The 20570-nt window shown below is 43.3% G+C and carries 23 protein-coding genes; 21 read left to right on the forward strand and 2 right to left on the reverse strand.

From position 1 onward, the window contains the following. Positions 1-70 precede the first annotated feature (70 nt). The 6 genes from JQX68_RS08040 (at position 71) to JQX68_RS08065 (ending at position 4217) form a co-directional block, all read left to right on the forward strand. On the forward strand, positions 71-547 hold the full coding sequence (locus tag JQX68_RS08040) for a flavodoxin (RefSeq protein WP_014663794.1): 477 nt from the start codon (positions 71-73) through the stop codon (positions 545-547). After that, positions 537-1430, forward strand: a complete 894-nt coding sequence (locus JQX68_RS08045; RefSeq protein ID WP_147771841.1) for a WD40/YVTN/BNR-like repeat-containing protein — start codon at positions 537-539, stop codon at positions 1428-1430. Before JQX68_RS08040 ends, JQX68_RS08045 begins: the two co-directional genes overlap by 11 nt. Positions 1431-1445: 15 nt before the next feature. Continuing rightward, the gene (locus JQX68_RS08050; protein WP_040083277.1) at positions 1446-1901 is read left to right on the forward strand and encodes a flavodoxin; all 456 of its coding nucleotides are present in this window, start codon (positions 1446-1448) and stop codon (positions 1899-1901) included. A gap of 104 nt (positions 1902-2005) precedes the next feature. Beyond that, complete coding sequence (dapD, locus tag JQX68_RS08055) at positions 2006-2716, forward strand: 2,3,4,5-tetrahydropyridine-2,6-dicarboxylate N-acetyltransferase (protein ID WP_014663797.1); 711 nt, start codon at positions 2006-2008, stop codon at positions 2714-2716. Positions 2717-2785: 69 nt separating this feature from the next. Next, entirely contained in the window at positions 2786-3910 is a 1125-nt protein-coding gene (locus JQX68_RS08060) for an N-acetyldiaminopimelate deacetylase (RefSeq protein WP_014663798.1), read from the forward strand. Between the two features lie 61 nt (positions 3911-3971). After that, the gene (locus JQX68_RS08065) at positions 3972-4217 is read left to right on the forward strand and encodes a YkuS family protein (RefSeq protein ID WP_003232382.1); all 246 of its coding nucleotides are present in this window, start codon (positions 3972-3974) and stop codon (positions 4215-4217) included. 35 nt (positions 4218-4252) lie between these two features. Here the strand turns inward: JQX68_RS08065 and mscT are convergent, their stop codons facing one another. Further along, on the reverse strand, positions 4253-5056 hold the full coding sequence (gene mscT, locus JQX68_RS08070) for a small-conductance mechanosensitive channel protein MscT (protein WP_014663799.1): 804 nt from the start codon (positions 5054-5056) through the stop codon (positions 4253-4255). Positions 5057-5293: 237 nt separating this feature from the next. Here mscT and ahpA point away from each other — a divergent pair, with 237 nt between their 5' ends. From ahpA to rok, 3 genes are all read left to right on the forward strand, one after another. Continuing rightward, positions 5294-5836 (forward strand): biofilm-specific peroxidase AhpA, encoded by a 543-nt coding sequence (gene ahpA, locus JQX68_RS08075; protein WP_014663800.1) that lies wholly within the window; start codon positions 5294-5296, stop codon positions 5834-5836. A 66-nt stretch (positions 5837-5902) separates the two neighbouring features. Then, complete coding sequence (ykuV, locus tag JQX68_RS08080) at positions 5903-6361, forward strand: thiol-disulfide oxidoreductase YkuV (RefSeq protein ID WP_147771842.1); 459 nt, start codon at positions 5903-5905, stop codon at positions 6359-6361. A 448-nt stretch (positions 6362-6809) separates the two neighbouring features. Next, entirely contained in the window at positions 6810-7394 is a 585-nt protein-coding gene (gene rok, locus JQX68_RS08085) for a transcriptional regulator Rok (RefSeq protein WP_014663802.1), read from the forward strand. A gap of 39 nt (positions 7395-7433) precedes the next feature. Here the strand turns inward: rok and cse15 are convergent, their stop codons facing one another. After that, positions 7434-8396, reverse strand: a complete 963-nt coding sequence (cse15, locus tag JQX68_RS08090) for a spore protein Cse15 (protein WP_147771843.1) — start codon at positions 8394-8396, stop codon at positions 7434-7436. A 135-nt stretch (positions 8397-8531) separates the two neighbouring features. Here cse15 and JQX68_RS08095 point away from each other — a divergent pair, with 135 nt between their 5' ends. The 12 genes from JQX68_RS08095 to skiZ all read left to right on the forward strand — a co-directional run bounded on the left by JQX68_RS08095 (position 8532) and on the right by skiZ (position 20328). Beyond that, on the forward strand, positions 8532-9131 hold the full coding sequence (locus tag JQX68_RS08095; protein WP_147771844.1) for a molybdenum cofactor guanylyltransferase: 600 nt from the start codon (positions 8532-8534) through the stop codon (positions 9129-9131). Positions 9132-9181: 50 nt separating this feature from the next. Continuing rightward, complete coding sequence (locus JQX68_RS08100) at positions 9182-10201, forward strand: molybdopterin-synthase adenylyltransferase MoeB (protein ID WP_151256996.1); 1020 nt, start codon at positions 9182-9184, stop codon at positions 10199-10201. Between the two features lie 17 nt (positions 10202-10218). Continuing rightward, positions 10219-11511 (forward strand): molybdopterin molybdotransferase MoeA, encoded by a 1293-nt coding sequence (locus tag JQX68_RS08105; RefSeq protein ID WP_147771846.1) that lies wholly within the window; start codon positions 10219-10221, stop codon positions 11509-11511. Next, a complete protein-coding gene (mobB, locus tag JQX68_RS08110) occupies positions 11472-12005 on the forward strand; it encodes a molybdopterin-guanine dinucleotide biosynthesis protein B (protein ID WP_147771847.1) in 534 nt (177 codons plus the stop codon). Before JQX68_RS08105 ends, mobB begins: the two co-directional genes overlap by 40 nt. Further along, on the forward strand, positions 11992-12465 hold the full coding sequence (locus JQX68_RS08115) for a molybdenum cofactor biosynthesis protein MoaE (RefSeq protein ID WP_014663808.1): 474 nt from the start codon (positions 11992-11994) through the stop codon (positions 12463-12465). The genes mobB and JQX68_RS08115 overlap by 14 nt, the downstream gene beginning before the upstream one ends. After that, positions 12458-12691, forward strand: a complete 234-nt coding sequence (moaD, locus tag JQX68_RS08120; protein WP_014663809.1) for a molybdopterin converting factor subunit 1 — start codon at positions 12458-12460, stop codon at positions 12689-12691. The genes JQX68_RS08115 and moaD overlap by 8 nt, the downstream gene beginning before the upstream one ends. Positions 12692-12914: 223 nt before the next feature. Beyond that, positions 12915-14672, forward strand: a complete 1758-nt coding sequence (locus JQX68_RS08125; protein ID WP_147771848.1) for an ABC transporter ATP-binding protein — start codon at positions 12915-12917, stop codon at positions 14670-14672. A gap of 11 nt (positions 14673-14683) precedes the next feature. Beyond that, entirely contained in the window at positions 14684-16498 is a 1815-nt protein-coding gene (locus JQX68_RS08130) for an ABC transporter ATP-binding protein (protein ID WP_147771849.1), read from the forward strand. Positions 16499-16611: 113 nt separating this feature from the next. Next, positions 16612-17307 carry a YknW family membrane protein gene (yknW, locus tag JQX68_RS08135; RefSeq protein ID WP_014663812.1) on the forward strand — a complete coding sequence of 232 codons (696 nt, stop codon included), beginning with the start codon at positions 16612-16614 and terminating at the stop codon, positions 17305-17307. 4 nt (positions 17308-17311) lie between these two features. Then, positions 17312-18445, forward strand: a complete 1134-nt coding sequence (locus JQX68_RS08140; protein WP_147771850.1) for an efflux RND transporter periplasmic adaptor subunit — start codon at positions 17312-17314, stop codon at positions 18443-18445. Then, complete coding sequence (yknY, locus tag JQX68_RS08145; RefSeq protein WP_136654521.1) at positions 18446-19138, forward strand: ABC transporter ATP-binding protein YknY; 693 nt, start codon at positions 18446-18448, stop codon at positions 19136-19138. It abuts the gene before it with no gap. Beyond that, a complete protein-coding gene (gene skiZ / locus JQX68_RS08150) occupies positions 19135-20328 on the forward strand; it encodes a sporulation-delaying-protein transporter subunit SkiZ (protein WP_103031999.1) in 1194 nt (397 codons plus the stop codon). The genes yknY and skiZ overlap by 4 nt, the downstream gene beginning before the upstream one ends. Positions 20329-20570: the final 242 nt, after the last annotated feature.

Here is a 20570-nt window from a genome sequence, read left to right on the forward strand (position 1 = left end):
GTGAGAATCATTATCATTTAAAGTGATACATATGATATTGAAAATCATTATCAATTAATGAGGTGATAACATGGCTAAAGCCTTGATTACATATGCCAGCATGTCAGGTAATACAGAAGACATTGCCTTCATAATAAAAGAAACGCTTCAGGAATATGAGTTGGATATCGATTGTGTCGAGATAGACGATGCGGATGCGTCGGCTTTAACATCCTATGATTATGTACTGATTGGCACTTATACGTGGGGGGACGGCGATTTGCCCTACGAGGCGGAGGATTTCTTCGAAGAGGTCAAACAGCTTCAGCTTAATGGTTTAAAAACAGCCTGCTTCGGATCTGGCGATTATTCTTATCCAAAGTTTTGCGAAGCGGTGAATTTGTTCAGTGCCATGCTGCAAGAGTCGGGAGCTGCTGTTTACCAGGAAACACTAAAAATCGAATTAGCCCCTGAAACAGATGAAGATGTGGAAAGCTGCCGAGCGTTTGCGAGAGGTTTTCTTGCATGGGCAGATTTTATAAGCAAGGAAAAAAGCCATGTTTCATAAAGGAGCAACTGCTGTCACGGCATCGGCGTTTTCTGGATATTTTGTGGCGGTACAAAGAGAAGGCATTTTTCATTATTCTATGGAGCAGGGCTGGAGAAAGCTTTTTCGTTTGAAAAGTAAGATACACTGTATTAGTTATATAGGGCCTTACTTATTTGGCGTCGGTGAAAAGGGAATGGTCATTCGTTCAGCTGATGAAGGGAATACCTGGACGATGTCAAGCTTTCCGACAAATGCAACAGTGTGGGCGATTACCGGCAGAAACGACGGATTTGTCTGCGCCCATGGCAAGCATTGTATTTATGTATCGGATGATTTTGGTGTCTCATGGCGCGTAGCCAAACCTTTTGCTGAATGTGATAATCCTCCTGTTATCAGGTCGTTATGCCTGCATGGGGACAATCTTTTCATCGGCACGCAAATACACGAATATTTTGGCGGCATATGGGCTTATGGCATTAAGTGTGACACTGTCCAAATTGTCAAAAAAGAAAAAAAACGGATGACGGCATCCATGCTCGTGTTCAATGAAAATTGGCTGGTGGCGGCGATGGGTTCTGTGAAAGGGAAGCACGGAGCTGTCACTATACGGAATCTTTTGACTGATGAAGAATTCACCATACAATCCAGTATGATCAGAAAAGAAGAATCATTTCTTGATCTTTCAGAGGATGATGGCATTATATATGTCACTACAACACAAGATGAAAACGGTTTTTCGAGAATTTACCAGGTTGATCTCGAAGCCCGGTCGTTAAAATGGTTCGATACCATTAAGGGGCATGGATGGAGAGTGGCCAATCAGAAAGAGAATTTCTTTTGTGCAGGCTTGTATGAATGCAAATTTGTCCAGCCGTACGAAGTTTCTGCAATGATTCATTAGAGGAGGAATAAAGAATTGGCGAAGATTTTGCTCGTTTATGCAACAATGTCAGGCAACACTGAAGCAATGGCAGATTTGATTGAGAAGGGGCTTCAGGAGGCGGAAGCAGAAGTGGACCGTTTCGAAGCAATGGATATTAGTGATGCCCAGCTGTTTAACAATTATGACCATATTATGATGGGAACCTATACGTGGGGAGACGGCGATCTGCCTGATGAATTTTTAGATCTGGCTGAAGACATGGATGAGATTGATTTTTCCGGCAAAACATGCGCTGTATTCGGTTCCGGTGATACAGCATATGAATTTTTCTGTGGAGCGGTTGATACGCTTGAGGCAAAAATAAAAGAACGCGGTGGCGATATTGTGCTCCCTTCGGTAAAAATCGAAAATAATCCTGAAGGTGAAGAAGAGGATGAATTAATAAACTTCGGGAAACAATTCGCTAAGAAAAGCGGGTGCGCTGTCTGATCGCCCACCGGGAACTGCTAAAGCGGCTGTTCCTTTTTTTCTTGTCTTTGTATCTTTCCTTTGATACAGTAATGAGGTAGAAAATCAGGAGGAGGACTATACATATGAAAATGATGGACGCAAATGAAATTATTTCATTTATTCAAAATAGCACAAAATCTACACCTGTAAAGGTTTACGTGAAAGGTGAGCTGGAAGGCATCAATTTCGGCGAAGCTGCGAAAGCTTTTATCAACGGAAACACTGGTGTCGTTTTCGGTGAGTGGAGCGAAATTCAAACAGCAATTGAAGAAAACCAAAGCAAAATCGAAGACTATGTGGTTGAAAATGACCGCCGCAATTCTGCGATCCCAATGCTTGATCTTAAAAATATCAAAGCGCGTATCGAGCCGGGCGCGATCATCCGCGACCAAGTTGAAATCGGTGATAACGCAGTCATCATGATGGGCGCTTCTATTAATATCGGTTCAGTTATCGGCGAAGGCACAATGATTGATATGAACGTTGTGCTTGGCGGACGAGCTACTGTTGGGAAAAACTGCCATATCGGCGCGGGTTCTGTACTTGCGGGTGTTATTGAGCCGCCATCCGCTAAACCGGTTGTGATTGAAGACGATGTTGTCATCGGCGCAAATGCTGTTGTGCTTGAAGGCGTAACAGTAGGTAAAGGAGCTGTTGTTGCTGCTGGAGCGATCGTGGTAAACGACGTTGAGCCATACACTGTTGTAGCAGGCACACCAGCTAAGAAAATCAAAGACATTGATGAAAAAACAAAAGGCAAAACTGAAATCAAGCAGGAATTACGCCAGCTGTAAGGAAAGTTTGATAAAAAAGGCGTGGATAATATATCCACGCCTTATTCGTATAGCCAGGAGGAATGAAAAATGAAGAAAGAGGAGCTCATCGCAATCCGCAGAGATTTGCACCGGATACCGGAGCTGGGGTTTCAGGAGTTCAAAACCCAGCAGTATTTATTACAAGTCTTAGAACAATATCCCAAAGACAGAATTGAAATTGAAAAATGGCGAACAGGGCTTTTTGTAAAGGTGAACGGGACGGCGCCGGAAAAAATGCTGGCGTACAGAGCGGATATCGACGCGCTCTCCATTGAAGAGCAAACAGGTCTTCCATTCGCATCAGAGCATCCCGGCAACATGCATGCCTGTGGACATGATTTGCATATGACGATTGCGCTCGGCATTATTGATCATTTTGTTCACCATCCAGTCAAACATGATTTGCTTTTTCTGTTCCAGCCGGCAGAGGAAGGGCCTGGCGGTGCGGAACCAATGCTTGAGAGCGATGTATTAAAAAAGTGGCAGCCTGATTTCATCACTGCGCTTCATATTGCACCAGAGCTTCCGGTAGGCACCATTTCGACAAAAAGCGGCCTTCTATTTGCGAATACATCAGAGCTTGTCATCGATCTGGAAGGCAAAGGGGGACATGCGGCATATCCGCATTTGGCTGAGGATATGGTTGTAGCGGCAAGTACACTTGTCACCCAGCTGCAAACGATCATCTCTAGAAACACAGATCCGCTAGACAGCGCTGTTATTACAGTTGGTACCATTACCGGAGGCTCGGCACAAAATATCATTGCCGAAACGGCCCACCTGGAAGGCACGATTCGCACGCTTTCTGAAGAATCGATGAAACAGGTAAAGGAACGGATTGAAGATATAGTGAAAGGAATCGAAATTGGATTCCGCTGCAAAGGAAAAGTGACTTATCCGTCTGTATATCACCAAGTTTACAATACGAGCGGACTGACAGAAGAATTTATGTCTTTTGTTGCTGAACATCAACTGGCGACAGTAATTGAAGCAAAAGAAGCAATGACGGGAGAGGATTTTGGCTACATGCTGAAAAAATATCCCGGCTTTATGTTCTGGCTCGGCGCTGATTCTGAACACGGGCTTCATCACGCTAAGCTGAACCCCGATGAAAATGCGATAGAAACAGCGGTTAATGTCATGACCGGTTATTTTTCTGTTTATGCCAATTAAGTACAAATGAAAGAATAAAATTCCATAAAATGAGCACTCTAGTAAACGGAGGTGTTCAATAATGGCTAAAAAAATTGGAATTGAACAATCGTTATCAGATGTAGAAGCTGCTTTAAAAGAAAAAGGATATGACGTTGTGATGATGAAAAGCCCTGCCGATGCACAAGGCTGTGACTGCTGTGTCGTAACAGGCCTTGATAATAATGTGCAAGGGATAGCCGATACGGTAACACAAGCACCTGTCATTACAGCTTCCGGGATGACGGCTGAAGAAATTTGCAGCGAAGTTGAAAGCAGAATTCAGTAACATAAAAACCGAAGCAAAGAGCTTCGGTTCTTTTATTATTCAGTTTCTTTAGGAAAAGCGCGGTCAAGCGCGGTTTTTATTTCCTTTCTAAGCACTCGCTCGACTCGCCACTGTTCCATATTTTCTGTTTTCGCAATGACTCTGAACACAATTTCAGAAGTCCCCAGTTCTTGAATCCCGATGACATTTGGGCCTTCTTTTATTTGCGGAAGAGCGGCTGCCGTTTCATCACATACTTGCTGTAAAATGTGAATCATTTCATCAATGTTTCTTTCAGCCGGCACTTTAATGTCAACAAGTGCCTGCATGGTTCCCCGTGAATGGTTGCTCACGTTTGTAATATTTCTGTTGGGGATGTAATGCAGTGTTCCGTCAAAGCTGCGGATTTGAGTTGTTCTTAAGCCAACCTGTTCGACAATTCCGTCAAAGGTAGAAACCGTAATATAATCTCCGACATCCAATTGTTTCTCAAGCAAAATAAAAAAACCTGTCACGATGTCACTGACAAGTCCTTGGGCGCCAAATCCGACAGCCAGGCCGACGATTCCTGCCCCCGCTAAAAGAGCGCTTGGATCGTAATGAAACAAATCAAGAACCATGACGAAGAATATGAAAATCAATGTATAGGCAAATATGTTAAGAGTCAGGCTTCGGAGCGTATGTGCACGTCCGATAGACAAACTATTCTGCTCCTCGAATTTTGCAAATAGATGTTTAATGATTTTTATGCCTAATGATCGAACGATAAAATAGAGCAATATCATAATAGCGAGTTTAATGAGCAGAACACCGGCATTTGTAATAAGTCCCGCCCAATCATATTGATTAATAAAGTCCATGTTGAGCTCCTTTTCTGAATTGATTGCTGCACATTGAGACTAGATACCCTGTACATGACCATGTTAAACGTTTTATTCAAAAATGTCGAAGCCAAAGACATACATGATTTGTTAAAAATTGACTTACGAAATCTGCATTTATATAATGGTGTTGCAATGTAACAAAATATGGTTAATAAACCTTTGTTTTTATGAAATGTCGACGTTTAAGCCAAACAATAAATTGGAGGGATACATATGGCAGAACGTATGGTAGGTAAACAAGCTCCTCGTTTTGAAATGGAAGCAGTCCTTGCAAGCAAAGAATTTGGCAAAGTAAGTCTTGAGGAAAACATGAAAAACGACAAATGGACGGTGTTGTTTTTCTATCCAATGGACTTCACTTTTGTTTGTCCGACAGAAATTACAGCAATGTCTGACCGCTATGACGAGTTCGAAGATCTTGATGCAGAAGTCATCGGGGTTTCAACTGATACGATCCATACTCATTTAGCTTGGATCAATACAGACCGCAAAGAAAACGGTCTTGGCCAGCTGAAATACCCGCTTGCTGCTGATACAAACCATGAGGTATCCCGTGAATATGGCGTTTTAATCGAAGAAGAAGGTGTGGCTTTACGCGGATTGTTTATTATGAATCCTGAAGGGGAGCTTCAATATCAAACTGTTTTCCATAACAACATTGGGCGTGATGTGGATGAAACGCTTCGTGTTCTTCAGGCGCTGCAGACTGGCGGACTCTGTCCGGCTAACTGGAAACCAGGCCAAAAAACACTGTAAATCTTTCTAAGAACGAAAGGTTTAGCATATCCGTTAGGCTTTTCTGTTTAATAGGAGGGAAATGCAATGAAATTACGTCAGCCAATGCCTGAATTGACGGGAGAAAAAGCTTGGTTAAATGGTGAAGTGACGAGAGAGCAATTGATCGGGGAAAAACCGACGCTTATTCATTTCTGGTCCATCAGCTGTCACTTGTGTAAAGAAGCAATGCCGCAAGTGAATGAATTTCGTGATAAATATAAAGATCAACTGAATGTTGTAGCTGTGCATATGCCCCGTTCCGAAGATGATCTTGACCTTGGTAAAATTAAAGAAACAGCTGCTGAACAGGATATCACTCAGCCGATTTTTGTTGACAGTGACCATGCTTTAACCGATGCATTTGAAAATGAATATGTACCTGCGTATTATGTGTTTGATAAAACAGGACAGCTCCGTCACTTCCAAGCCGGCGGTAGCGGTATGAAAATGCTTGAGAAACGTGTGAACCGTGTTTTGGCTGAAACGGAGCAAGTATCTGAATAGTTTTTCCTAAAAACCTGATCTCATCAGGTTTTTATTTGTGCAAAAAAGCAATGGAAGAAGAGTAAGAAGCTTATTTTTCCAGATTTGGGCATAGTAAATGATGATTTGTTTCATTCATACGCTAAAAAAACAGCTAATTTTTGATGTTTTTCCTCAATTTTAGATAAATCACATATCTCATAACTCGAAAATTGTAGATATTACACTAAATTTCTTTAAAGAAGTAAGTAAAATATATATTTTCAACATTATACCAAATAAACTAGAAAGACCTTTGATCCCTTGAGAATAAAGGACTCTTTTGAAAAATAAAACATTTTCAGAAAATAAGGAATTTTTCATAGAGTAAATATAATAGTAAAATGCTAAAATAATAGTTGATAAAATTACTTTTGTAATCTAATATCTTAATTAAAGATGTTAATTTTGATAGGGGGTACATTGAGGAATGTTTAATGAAAGAGAAGCTTTGCGCTTGCGGTTAGAACAATTAAATGAAGCTGAAGTGAAAGTCATTCGTGAATATCAAATTGAACGTGATAAAATATACGCAAAATTAAGAGAGCTGGACAGAAATGGAAGCCCTTCCGAAATCAAAAAGGATTTCCGTTCTGAAAAAAAGCCTGACTCTCTGCCTGTTCTCGCTGAGCTTGCGGCTCAGGAAATCAGAAGCTATCAGCCGCAATCACAGCAGCAGTCTGTGCAGCCTCAGCTTCAATCTATTTCCTCTCTTCCTGCCGGTATACCAGACGGAACAACACGAAGAAGAAGAGGAACGGCAAGACCGGGATCAAAAGCAGCTAAGCTGCGTGAAGCTGCCATTAAAACATTAAAACGCCATAACGCGGCGATTAAAAGCTCCGAGCTTCAAAAAGAGATTGAAAAAGAAAGCGGTCTTGAAATCCCTAATATGACAACGTTTATGCAAAGCTTAATTAAAATGTACCCGGAAGTGAAAAAGCCGTATCGCGGCCAGTACATTTTAGAAGGTGAAATCGAAACTGCAGAATCAGCTGAATCTGCAAATGAATAAATATACAGAAAAACTGCTTGGCATTGCTCAAGCAGTTTTTTATTTGGTTTTTTTCTGTGAAGGTTTGTTTTCTTTTTCAAGATTAAGTTTATACACCCACTTTTGATATGGCTTTTCTTCAGCGGCCCTGTTTTTCAGCCCCTCGATTGTTTGGCTCATGGCTTGGTCTGATGATTGGGCGCGGGTAAGCTGTTTTTGAAGCACATGTATCTGTTTGGTGACATCTTCAAGGATGGTTTCTACATGATTTGGCTGGGCGTAGACCGCTGGAGCTTCTTCTGTTTTTTCTTTTTGTTTCGTGTTGCCATCAATATCGGCAAAATGAGAAGCAATCCAGGCATCGCTTTCATCAAGCTGCCGTTTATACGATATAATAGTTTCGTGAAATAATTTTTCTTTCGTTTTTTCGATGTCTAGCAATCTTTCTTTCGTTTCTATGATTCGATCTTTCATATGATCAACTTCTATTTTAATATGTTGTAGCTGATATTCTTTTTCTACCATTTGCTCTTTTAGACGCCCGTTTTCAGTTTTTATCAATTCGGCTTGCTGTTTTGCCTGAATCAGTGCATTCTGCTCCTGCTCAATAGAGGCCTGAAGTTGACTGATACGTTTATGAAGATTTTTATTTTCTTCTTCGATTTTGATTTTAGCAATATGAAGCTTATGTTTTTCTTCGATTTCGGCTCTGCGTTTATAGGTTTCAGCAGATAGAAGCTCCTGTAAAACAACGATTTTATCAAGCAGTTCAGCTCTTACTTGGTTCAGAGTTTGGCTGGTGTGGGAGGCATGTTTTTCTTTTGTTGACATTTGTGTTAATTCGGCAGACAACTGCTGGAGTTTTTCTTTCATATCGTTATTTTCTTTGAGCAATTTGTTATTTTTCTGATGAAAGTAGCTTGCTTCAAGTTCAGAGATCAGCTTATGGCACCTTGAAAGCTCGGATTTTAAATAAAGGTTCTCCTGAGACACGTCGTGGAAAAAAGGACCTGATCTTTTCATTCGAACCATCTCCCTCATGATGTTAACACTACAATATGCAAATACTGAACAGCTATTCCTCTTTAATAAACAGACAAGCAGTAGCGTTGAGCCTTTGCTTTTGCTATGCTTTTAACGAACTAGAGGTGAGATGACATGAAGCATGTAAACGTACTGCTGGCAGGGGGAGCCTCGCGGCGATTTGGAGAACCGAAAGCGTTTGTCAAATGGAAGGGCAGGATGCTTTACGAATGCGCAAAAAAGGCACTTGGAGAACATACGGTTATCATCAGCCGTCCCGAATTTATAGATAGATTTCAAGAAAACGGTGAAAATGAAGTGTATCAAGATGCTGAGCCATTTCAAGGCATGGGGCCATTGGCTGGTATATATACCGCTTTTAAAAAGACCGACGGTGATCTTTATACTGTTCTTTCCTGTGACACACCGCTGATACAAAGAAGGACGATGCTGGAGCTCAAACGTCTGATGACTGCCGATACGGACGCGGTAGTCCCGATTTCAGACGGACAAATGCAGCCATTGATTGCGATTTACCACAAACGTATCATGCCGGTTCTATACGATCAGCTTTCCGAGAAAAGGCTGAGAATATCAGATTTATTAGGCAGAATGTCGGTTTGTTACGTACAGGCTGAAGATATCGGAGCAAGTCCGGCAGAGTTTATCAATATTAATACACGCGATGATTTTAGCTGTTTGGACGAAAAGTTGAACTCCTTCAGACGGGACTGACGGAGCAATAACATGATAAGATGACATAAAAGATAAGGAGAACAGGTTTGATGGAGGAACGTTATTCACGGCAGATCAGATTTAAGCAAATTGGGGAAGAGGGCCAGAAAAGGCTGGCAGACAGCCATGTGCTGGTTGTCGGAGCGGGAGCGCTCGGCACTGCAAGCGCTGAAGGGCTTTCGAGAGCGGGAATCGGTACTGTTACCATTATTGACCGTGACTATGTGGAGTGGAGTAATCTTCAAAGGCAGCAGCTTTATACAGAAAGCGATGCCAAACTCCGCATGCCGAAAGCCATGGCTGCCAAAGAGCATCTATCAGCAATTAACAGCGACATACATATTGAAGCATATGTTACCGAAGGAACAGCCGAAACGCTAGAGCCGCTGATTGAAAAAGCAGATGTCGTGATCGACGCGACAGATAATTTTGAAACCCGCATGCTGATAAACGATCTTGCCCAGAAAACAAAGACACCGTGGGTCTATGGCGCCTGTGTAAGCAGCCAGGGAATGTTCATGACGGTCATTCCCGGAGAAACCCCTTGCCTGTCTTGTTTGTTTGAGCAAATTCCAGTCGGCGGGGCGACGTGTGATACTGCCGGCATTATTCCGCCGGCTGTGCATATCGTTTCAGCATATCAGCAAGCTGAGGCATTAAAGTTGTTAACAGGCCAAATAGAAGCAATACAGCGCGGTTTTGTGACATTTGATGTCTGGAACAATTCGCATATGAAGATTAACGTTGATCATGTACGCCGTGAGGATTGCCCGTCTTGCGGAACAAATGCGGTATATCCCTATCTTCAGGATTGGAACACGCCGAAAGCCGCTGTACTATGCGGCCGTGATACAGTACAGGTAAGGTCGGAATCATTAAAAAGAATCCCGAAACAGGAACTCGTTAAGCGGCTGAAGAAAATCGGCAAGGTTGAGGCTAATTCGTTTTTGCTGCATATTTTTTACGAGGATTACAGAATTGTCATTTTCAATGACGGACGGGCACTGGTGCATGGAACAAATGATGTGAAAGAAGCCAATTCCGTGTTGGCAAGAGTGATTGGATTGTAACAACAGGAGGGGTCAGAATGCTGGAGAAAAGAACACCGATACCGGTAGACGAGGCAGTTCGGCGTGTCTGCCATTTTCAAAAACAAGGTGAAACAGAATGGGTGGCGCTTGAAGACAGCCTTCATCGATTTTTAGCCGAAGATATAACTGCGGATCACCACGTACCCGCGTTTGACCGTTCGCCATACGACGGTTTTGCTGTCAGAGCGTGCGATACGGCAGAAGCTTCACGTGAAAACCCAATTCGGTTTGAAGTCATTGACCATATTGGAGCGGGGTCAGTATCTGAAAAAGAACTTGGTCCGTTTCAGGCCGTGCGGATTATGACCGGCGCGCAAATCCCTGAAGGGGCAGATGCAGTCGTCATGATTGAACTGACTCAAACCTTTGAGGAGAATGGGAAGTCATTTATGTCTTTAAAGCGCCGCTTTCAGCCGGGAGATAATATTTCAAAAACTGGTGAGGACGCTCAAAAAGGGAGTGTTTTACTAAGAAAGGGCACCCGGGTGACACCAGGAGTGACTGCTCTATTGGCAACTTTCGGATACGCTTCGGTGCCTGTGGTGAGAAAGCCTGTTGTCGGGATTATCGCAACAGGTACCGAATTGCTGAATGTCAGTGATCCGCTGGAACCGGGAAAAATCCGCAACAGCAATGCGAGTATGGTATATGCACAAGTGATAGAAGCTGGCGCAACACCGCTTTATTTAGGGAAAATCTCTGATGAGCTGGATAAAAGCTTTGCTGCAGTGAAAGAAGCGATGCAGAAGGTGGATTTCCTGATCACAACTGGCGGTGTGTCAGTCGGTGATTTTGACTTTTTGCCTGCGATCTATGAAAAACTCGGAGCAGACGTGCTGTTTAATAAAGTTGCCATGCGCCCGGGCAGCGTGACAACGGTGGCGCATGCAAACGATATGCTGCTGTTTGGCCTCTCAGGTAACCCGTCGGCATGCTATGTCGGTTTTGAACTGTTTGTCAAGCCAATGATCCAGACATGGCTGCTTAATAAAACACCGCATTCGATTTGTGCGGAAGCTGTGCTGGCCAAAGATTTTCCGAAGCCGAACCCGTTTACCCGATTTGTTCGTGCATTTGTGCACCATCAGGAAGGGAAGCTGTTGGCGACACCCGTCGGATTAGATAAGTCGAGCTCTGTCACGTCACTTGCAGAAGCCAATGCTTTCATTATCCTGCCAGGCGGGACGAGAGGCTACGAATCTGGCAGAACGGTTCAAGTGCTGCTCATCAGAGAAGAGAATGGAAGTGAGTGGCCTTGGTCCGTCCTTTCCCAATCGTCCAAGTTGTAGGATTTCAAAACAGCGGGAAAACAACGTTTATCGAGCGTATTCTTGAAAAAGCCTCTGAACAGGGGGTTCATTTGAGCTGCCTGAAGCATCATGGTCACGGCGGTGAACCGCAAACGTTCACCGAAGGAAAAGACACGGACCGTTACAAGGTGGCAGGTGCTGATGTGGCAGCGGTAGAAGGTGCTGGTGTGTTACAGCTGACAGTCCGCCGCAATTGGGATTTGGCACGGCTGATCGAGTTATATCAATTTCTCGAAACAGACTGTCTTCTGATTGAAGGCTTTAAAAAAGCCCCTTATCCTAAAGTGGTCATCCTACGTGAAAAGGAAGATCTGGAAGCGCTGCAGGCAGTAAATATAATCGCCATCATCTATAGGAAAGAAGAGCATATGACAGAGCATCAGGGATTGCCCGTCTTTCATGCGGATGATCCGGTTGCCGTGGATTTTGTGCTTTCACAGCTGAAGGGGGATCTGCATAATGAAACGGTTTGAGATTACGAAAACACCTATTATTACTGAAGACATCATTAAAAAAGTGGAGAAACGGGAAGCAGGGGCAATTACCACATTTATTGGCACGGTTCGGGAATGGACAAACGGAAAAAGAACGGTTCGGCTTGAATATGAGGCATATGAACCGATGGCCGTGCAAATGCTTGCTCAAATCGGAGCTGAAATCGAAGAAAAATGGGAAGGCGCTTCCGCTGCAATCACGCACCGTATAGGTGTGCTGGATATCGGTGAAGCAGCGGTCGTGATCGCTGTATCTTCTCCCCATCGCAAAGCTGCTTATGAAGCTAATGAGTATGCGATCGAACGAATTAAACAGATTGTGCCGATTTGGAAAAAAGAAATTTGGGAAGATGGTGAGCAATGGATCGGCGACCAGCTTGAAACAACAGCTTATCCAAATGGAAAACCAGACCTAAGCGAGGGAGAGCAGCATGATTAAAATACTTTTATTTGCAGGGCTTGCTGAACAGGCCGGCACACAAGCACTAGAAATAGATATGGAACAAGCAACCATAGATGAAATAAAAGCGAGCCTAAAAGAACAATATGGTCTTGAATCCCTTGATACGGCTATGATTGCCGTTAACGAAAGCTATGTAAAAGAAAATACCTCTGTAACTTCAGGTGACACGGTGGCCATCATACCACCAGTCAGCGGGGGATGAAAACCGGACGGCATTTCAGCCATCCGGTTTTTCTGTATGTCATTGGCATATCCCCAAGTATCCCTAGCATACAATGATTTTCTGTAAGCGTTTATTCTACATATATTACTCCCTATAAAGTAAGAGACTCACTCCATAATTAGACTGAATTTTTGAAAAATAATAGAACTTTATTTCGGGTATCGATATAGTAAAGATGATAAATGTTGGAAAGGTGCTGGATATGGAGACATTTAAAAGATTAAAAATGTATTATTGGCCGTACCGAAAAGTGTTTTTGTGGTCGCTTCTAGCCATGCTTTTAATGACTGCGGTTACTGTCGTTTATCCGATTATCCTGCAAATTACGATTGATGAGATCGTACTGGGAAGGCAGTATCAGCTTGCAGCATGGGTCAGCTTGGGATTTATTGCGGTAATGGCCTTGAAAGGAACCGCTACCTTTTTTCACCAATATTTAGGTGATATGTTTGGAATCAAATCCGTTTATCGACTGAGAAATAGCCTGTATGAAAAACTGCAGCGGCTTTCTTTTTCTTATTATGATAACGCGAAAACAGGAGATTTGATGTCCAGGCTGACAGCTGATGTTGAAGGGCTTCGTTTTTTCTTATCATACGGCCTCGCTGAGCTCATTCGCTTCTGCCTGCTGGTAGCCATCAGCTTTACGGTTATGCTTTACTATTCTGTTCCCCTCACACTCGTGACAATAGCAGTTCTGCCATTTCTCGCTGTTGCGGTATATCGGTTTGACAAAAGAGTCCATCCTGCCTTCAGAGGCATCCGCAAATCGTTTGCAAAGCTCAATACAAAAGTGCAGGAAAATATCAGTGGCATCAATACGGTTAAATCTCTTTCCAGAGAAGATTTCCAAGTCAGTATTTTCAATAAAGCCAATGCGGAATACAGAGCACAATATTTACAAACATCCTCCATCTGGTCTGCGTATTTCCCTTTAATGGAGTTCATCGGTAACATTAGTATAGTAGCTCTCCTCTCATACGGCGGATACTTGGTTATGCAAAATCAGCTCAATCCCGGTGAACTTGTTGCTTTCTTCAGCCTTGTCAATTATATGATGTGGCCGATTATGAACTTAGGCTTTGTCATTAATATGTTCTCTCAAGCAAAAGCGTCAGGTGAACGCCTGCTCGACATTCTGGAAAAAGAAGAAGACATTACAGATCATCCTCTTGCTTTATGTAAACAAAAATTAACTGGAGATGTCCATTTCAAAAATGTTTCTCTTGCATACGGAAAAGAACAAACAAACGCGCTGTGCAATGTAAGCTTTGAGGCAAACAGTGGGAAGGTAATCGGACTGTTGGGCCCGACGGGTTCGGGAAAAAGTTCAGTGACACAGCTTCTGACCAGATTTTACAGCCCTGTTAGCGGAACGATTACCATTGATCACAAACCCATCACAAATTATTCGTTAAAAACGCTTCGCTCCAATATCGGAGTCGTACTTCAAGAATCCTTCCTGTTTTCATCCACGATCCGATCAAATATTTCGTATGGGCGGCCGGGTGCTTCAATGGAAGACATCATCGAAGCAGCAAAAAGGGCGCAGGCCCATAACTTTATTATGGAGCTTCCTGATGGGTATGACACCATGCTGGGAGAGAGGGGAATGGGGCTTTCCGGCGGACAGAAACAGCGTATTGCCATTGCGAGAGCCATCTGTTTGAACCCGAGCGTTTTAATATTGGATGATGCCACAAGTGCAGTAGATATGCAAACAGAGCACAGCATACAGCTTGCTTTAAAAGAAGTCATGAAAAACCGCACAACTTTTATCGTCGCTCACCGCATATCTTCACTGAAACATGCCGATGAAATTCTCGTTTTTAATAAAGGACGCATTTGTGAAAGGGGAACACATCACGAGCTTCTTGAAAAAGAAGGCTACTATAAAAAGATTTACGATTTGCAATACCGTGATGTCAAAATGATGAATGAGCCGCATGAGGTCGGATAGGGAGGGGCCAAATGAAACAAGCGAAAAAACAGGGGATTTTAGAGCGTTTCTATTACTCTTCAGATGAAATCATTGAAAAGCCGTTTAACTGGGCTCAAATGTGGCGGCTGCTGAGCTATGTCAAACCATATCGAAAAACCATTTTGCCGCTTTCTTTTCTCACCGTATTGATTGGCACTGCTGTGAAGCTTGTGATCCCCATTCTGATCGGTGTTTATGTTCTTGATCAGGCGATTACGGCGAGAAACCCGGAGCTGCTGATTCAGCTCATTTTAGTCATTAGCGGTTTATATGTCCTTAATTACGCCGCCAATGTGTTAAGAATCAGGTGGATGAATCAGCTTGGCCAGCATGTCATTTTCGATTTGCGGCAGCATTTATTTACACATGTGCAGCGCTTATCCCACCGATTTTTTGATCAGCGGTCGGCGGGATCGATCTTAGTCAGGATCATGAATGATATTAACTCTCTTCAGGAGCTATTTACAAGCGGAGTCATCAATTTATTGACCGACTTGCTTCTCCTGGCCGGCGTGATTATTATTTTGTTTACGCTGAGTCCTGAGCTGACTATAGCTATCATGGTGACATTGCCGATTATGTTTTTTATTTCAACAAGTCTCAGAAAAAAAATACGCCGATCCTGGCAAACGGTACGGCTCAAGCAATCAAAGCTCAACTCTCATCTAAACGAAAGCATCCAAGGCATCCGGGTCACACAGGCATTTACGCAGGAAGAAGAAAACATGGCGTATTTTGACGGTGTCAATCAGGAGAACTACCAATCATGGCGGGAAGCAACTAAAAAAAATGCCATGTTCCGTCCGCTGGTGGAAATGACGAATGCGATTGGGACGGCTGTCTTGATTTGGTATGGCGCCACACTCATTATGAATGAAACCATTACGATTGGCGTCTTCGTTTCTTTCGCTTTCTACCTGGGGATGTTTTGGGAACCTATTTCGAGACTGGGTCAGGTCTATAATCAACTGTTAATGGGAATGGCATCATCAGAACGGATTTTTGAGTTTCTGGACGAACAGCCAAATGTCAAGGAGAAGCCGAATGCCATTCATAATGAAAAGATAAATGGGCAGATCAGCTTTGAAGAGGTTGAATTTTCGTATGATGAAAAACGAAAAGCCCTTCATGCCGTTTCCTTTTCTATTCCTGCTGGCTCGACGCTTGCGCTTGTCGGGCATACAGGGAGCGGAAAGACGACGATTGCCAATTTAATCAGCCGTTTTTATGATGCGACCGGAGGCACCATTAAAATAGACGGTATACCGATTAAGGATCTCTCTATTGCCAGTCTGCGCTCTCAAATCAGCATTGTCCTGCAAGATACATTTATTTTTTCCGGGACCATCATGGAAAATATCCGTTTTGGAAGGCCGAATGCTTCGGATGAAGAGGTGATGAAAGCATCCCAAGCGGTCGGAGCGGATGAGTTTATTTCCGATTTAGCAGAAGGATATGCAACAGAGGTGGAGGAAAGGGGCAGCGTACTGTCTGCTGGTCAGCGTCAGCTCATTTCCTTTGCAAGAGCATTGCTCGCCGATCCGGCTATTATCATCCTTGACGAAGCAACGGCAAGTATTGATACAGAGACGGAAGTGAAAATTCAGCAGGCACTAAAAACGCTACTGAAAGGGCGCACAGCAGTGATGATTGCCCACAGATTGTCTACGATCCGCGATGCCGACCGCATCATTGTTCTTGATCACGGCAAGAAAATAGAAGAAGGAAACCATGAGCAGCTGCTCGCTAAAGAAGGCGTGTATGCCGGGCTTGTGAAAGCGCAATACAGAACAGCGATAGAATAATATGAAAAGCCTTCAGTATAAATTGAAGGCTTTTGGAAATTCATTAGAAAAACATGAAACTTTTTGATATCCTTCCCGTACTATTGGATAGATATTCTCAAGGAGGTTTTGAAATGGAAACGAATGTAGAAAAAAACAGCGGAACGTCGGCTGAAAAGCCTTCACTTTTCGGAGTGATCACAAGTCCATCTGTTCAATTTGAAAGAATAAGAGAAAGGCCGGCTGTATGGGGACCGCTTTTGATTGTCGCAGCAATTATCATCGTCGGTGCTGTGCTGCAATCACTCGGTACGGATTATAGTGAGCTTTTGAAAAGCCAGGATACGCAAGGGCTATCAGCTGAACAAATGGAGGCAGTCGCAACAATAACCAAATTTGGCGGAATGGCAGGCGCAATTATCGGAGGTATCGCAGCATTATTTATTGCCCCTCTTATTTATTGGCTCTGTGTAAAAGCATCAGGCGGTGTTACGACATACAAAAAAATGCTTTCTCTCGGTTTGTTTGTCTCTTTAATTAGCAGTCTCGGATTATTGGTGAACGGAATCGTTGCTTTTACGACTGACGTGAATCCTCTTTACAGCACGACGTCACTGGCAGGGATTATCCAATCTGACGGGGCTCTTGCCAGCGTGTTAAATACCTTTGAAATTTTCAGCATCTGGAGCTTTGTATTATTAGCAATCGGACTTCACAAAACGGGAGGCATCTCCAAAAAAGCCGGATGGATTTCAGCAATCATTCTATTCGGAATTTTAGTTGTATTTTCGCTCTTTTCAGGTTTAATTAATTCTGTGGCGGGTGCATAAGTTCATGAAAAAAGTCTGGATCGGAATTGGCATCGCCGTTATAGTCGCTCTTTTTATTGGAATAAATGTATACCGGTCTGCCGCTCCAACAAGCGGCAGCGCCGGCCAGAAGATACAGACGGGAAGCCTTGAAGAAAAAGAAATCTCATCAAAGGTTATGGTTCCCGGTACACTAAAATTTTCAAATGAACAGTATGTCTTTTATGAAGCTGATAAGGGGACATTAGAAGACATTAAAGTGAAGGAAGGCGACAAAGTTAAAAAGGGCACGACTTTAGTCACCTATACAAATGAGCAGCTGAGTCTGGAAAAAGAACAGAACCAGTTGACCGCTGAATCGAACCAGCTTCAAATTGAACAAACTCAAGAAAAGATAAAAGCGTTAGACAATAAAGAAAAAGATCTGGCGAAACAGGTTGGGAAAAAAGAAGCAGAAAAACAAATTGAGTCTGAACGGACAGAGCTTCAAATGCAGAAAAAAACAGCTGAGATCGAATTAAAACAAACCGAGCTTCAGCGGCAGTCACTTGCCAACCGGGTGTCAGATCTTGAAGTGAAAAGCGAAATCGAAGGCACCGTTATTTCTGTCAACCAAGAAGCGGCATCCAAAAAGTCAGATATTCAAGAGCCTGTCATACATATTGGCAATCCCAAAGACCTCGTCGTCTCAGGGAAATTGTCTGAATACGATACACTGAAAGTTAAAAAAGGCCAGAAGGTCACACTCACTTCAGATGTTATCCAGGATAAATCATGGAAAGGCACGGTTTCCGCAGTCGGACTTGTTCCTGATCAGCAGGAAAGCGCTGCGGCACAAGGAACAGAACAGGCGGTCCAATACCCGCTTCAAGTGAAAATAAAAGGAAAGCTTCCTGAAGGAAAGCCAGGCTTTAAATTTATCATGAATATTGAAACCGATAAGCGAAAAGCAAATACGCTTCCTTCAAAGGCAGTCAAAAAAGAAGATGACCAATATTATGTGTATACAGCAAAAGACGGAAAAGCAAAGCGAGTTGATGTCAAAATCGGCGAAGTGACAGATGATCTGACAGAAATTAAAGAGGGGCTTTCCCAAGATGATCAAGTCATTTTGAATCCATCTGATCAGGTGACTGACGGAATGGAAGTGAAACCTTAAATGATTCAGCTTTCTAATGTGCGAAAAAGCTACCAGATCGGCAGGGAAACGTTTGATGTTCTCCATTCTATTCATTTGGACATTCATCAAGGGGAATATGTCTCGATTATGGGGCCGTCAGGATCAGGGAAATCGACGATCATGAATATTATCGGCTGTCTTGACCGACCGACTTCCGGTACGTATAAATTGGACGGCGAGGACGTTTCTTCATATAAAGATAAAGAACTGGCGGCAGTCCGTAACCGGTCAATCGGTTTTGTATTTCAGCAATTTCAGCTTCTTCCGCGGCTGAACGCAAAAAAAAATGTTGAGCTGCCGATGATTTATTCCGGGATAGGCAAAAAAGAACGTCAAGAAAGGGCTGAGAGAGCATTGGAAAAGGTCGGGTTAGCCGATCGAATGCTCCACATGCCCAATGAGCTGTCGGGCGGGCAGAAGCAGCGGGTGGCGATTGCGAGGGCGATCGTGAATGAGCCGAAATTAATTTTAGCAGATGAACCGACCGGCGCGCTGGATACGAAAACAAGCGTAGCGATTATGGATCAATTTACAGCATTAAATGCCGAAGGAACGACAATCGTTCTTGTTACACACGAGCCCGAAGTTGCAGATTGCACGAACCGGATTGTTATGGTGCGTGACGGCAATATTGTTCCTGCCAGCTCCGGCCAAAGGAGTGTGGGGGAATGAGCCTGTTAGAAAACATCAGAATGGCTCTAAGCTCTGTCCTTGCCCATAAAATGCGTTCGATCTTAACAATGCTCGGCATTATCATTGGGGTAGGCTCTGTCATCGTTGTCGTTGCGGTAGGGCAGGGCGGTGAGCAAATGCTGAAGCAGTCGATCAGCGGACCGGGAAATACAGTGGAGCTATACTATATGCCAAGCGACGAAGAGCTTGCAAGCAATCCGAACGCTGCAGCTGAATCTACGTTTACAGAAAACGATATTAAAGATTTAAAAGGGATAGAAGGCATTAAACAAGTCGTTGCCTCGACTTCTGAAAGTATGACAGCGCGTTATCATGAAGAGGAAACCGAGGCTACGGTTAACGGAATAAATGATGGATACATGAATGTCAATTCTTTAAAAATCGAAAGCGGCAGAACCTTTACAGACAATGACTTTCTCGCGGGGAATAGAGTCGGAATCATCTCTCAAAAGATGGCTGAAGAGCTGTTCGATAAAAACTCCCCTTTAGGTGAAGTTGTCTGGATAAACGGACAGCCCGTTGAAATTATCGGCGTGCTGAAAAAAGAAACAGGCTTGCTTTCTTTCGATTTAAGTCAAATGTATGTGCCATTTAATATGATGAAATCCTCTTTTGGTACAAGTGATTTCAGTAACGTATCATTGCAGGTTGAATCAGCAGACGATATAAAATCGGTTGGGAAAGAAGCGGCACAGCTGGTAAATGACAATCATGGCACAGAGGATTCGTATCAAGTGATGAACATGGAAGAGATTGCGGCCGGGATTGGCAAAGTAACGGCAATAATGACGACGATTATCGGTTCAATTGCGGGCATCTCTCTATTGGTTGGCGGAATCGGTGTCATGAATATTATGCTTGTATCAGTCACAGAACGGACGCGGGAAATCGGAATCAGAAAATCACTCGGTGCGACAAGGGGACAGATCCTGACTCAGTTTTTAATTGAGTCAGTCGTATTGACGCTGATTGGCGGCCTGATCGGGATTGGTATTGGGTACGGAGGGGCCGCGCTTGTTTCAGCCATTGCGGGCTGGCCGTCACTCATATCCTGGGAGGTTGTATGCGGGGGCGTGCTGTTCAGTATGCTCATTGGTGTTATTTTCGGCATGCTTCCTGCAAATAAAGCCGCAAAGCTTGATCCGATTGAAGCGCTGCGTTATGAGTAGCCTCATGCAACATGCATGAGGTTTTTTTATGTGTAGTGATTTCTACTATGAATATAAAAGACTTTTTTCATTAAAATAAGAAGAAAATGTCGTACAATTGTCCTTATTTTTGTCGAATTTACAGTTTACAAACCCTATAGACATACGTTAATATGGATAAACGTGAAAGATTTTGATAGTTATTGAATGAATTTGAATGATTTTAGTTGCCTAAACTGAAAATAGCGTTTACAATGAAATTG

It is taken from the genome of Bacillus sp. LJBS06 (assembly GCF_016924995.1).
In the GTDB taxonomy this organism is placed as follows: domain Bacteria; phylum Bacillota; class Bacilli; order Bacillales; family Bacillaceae; genus Bacillus; species Bacillus stercoris.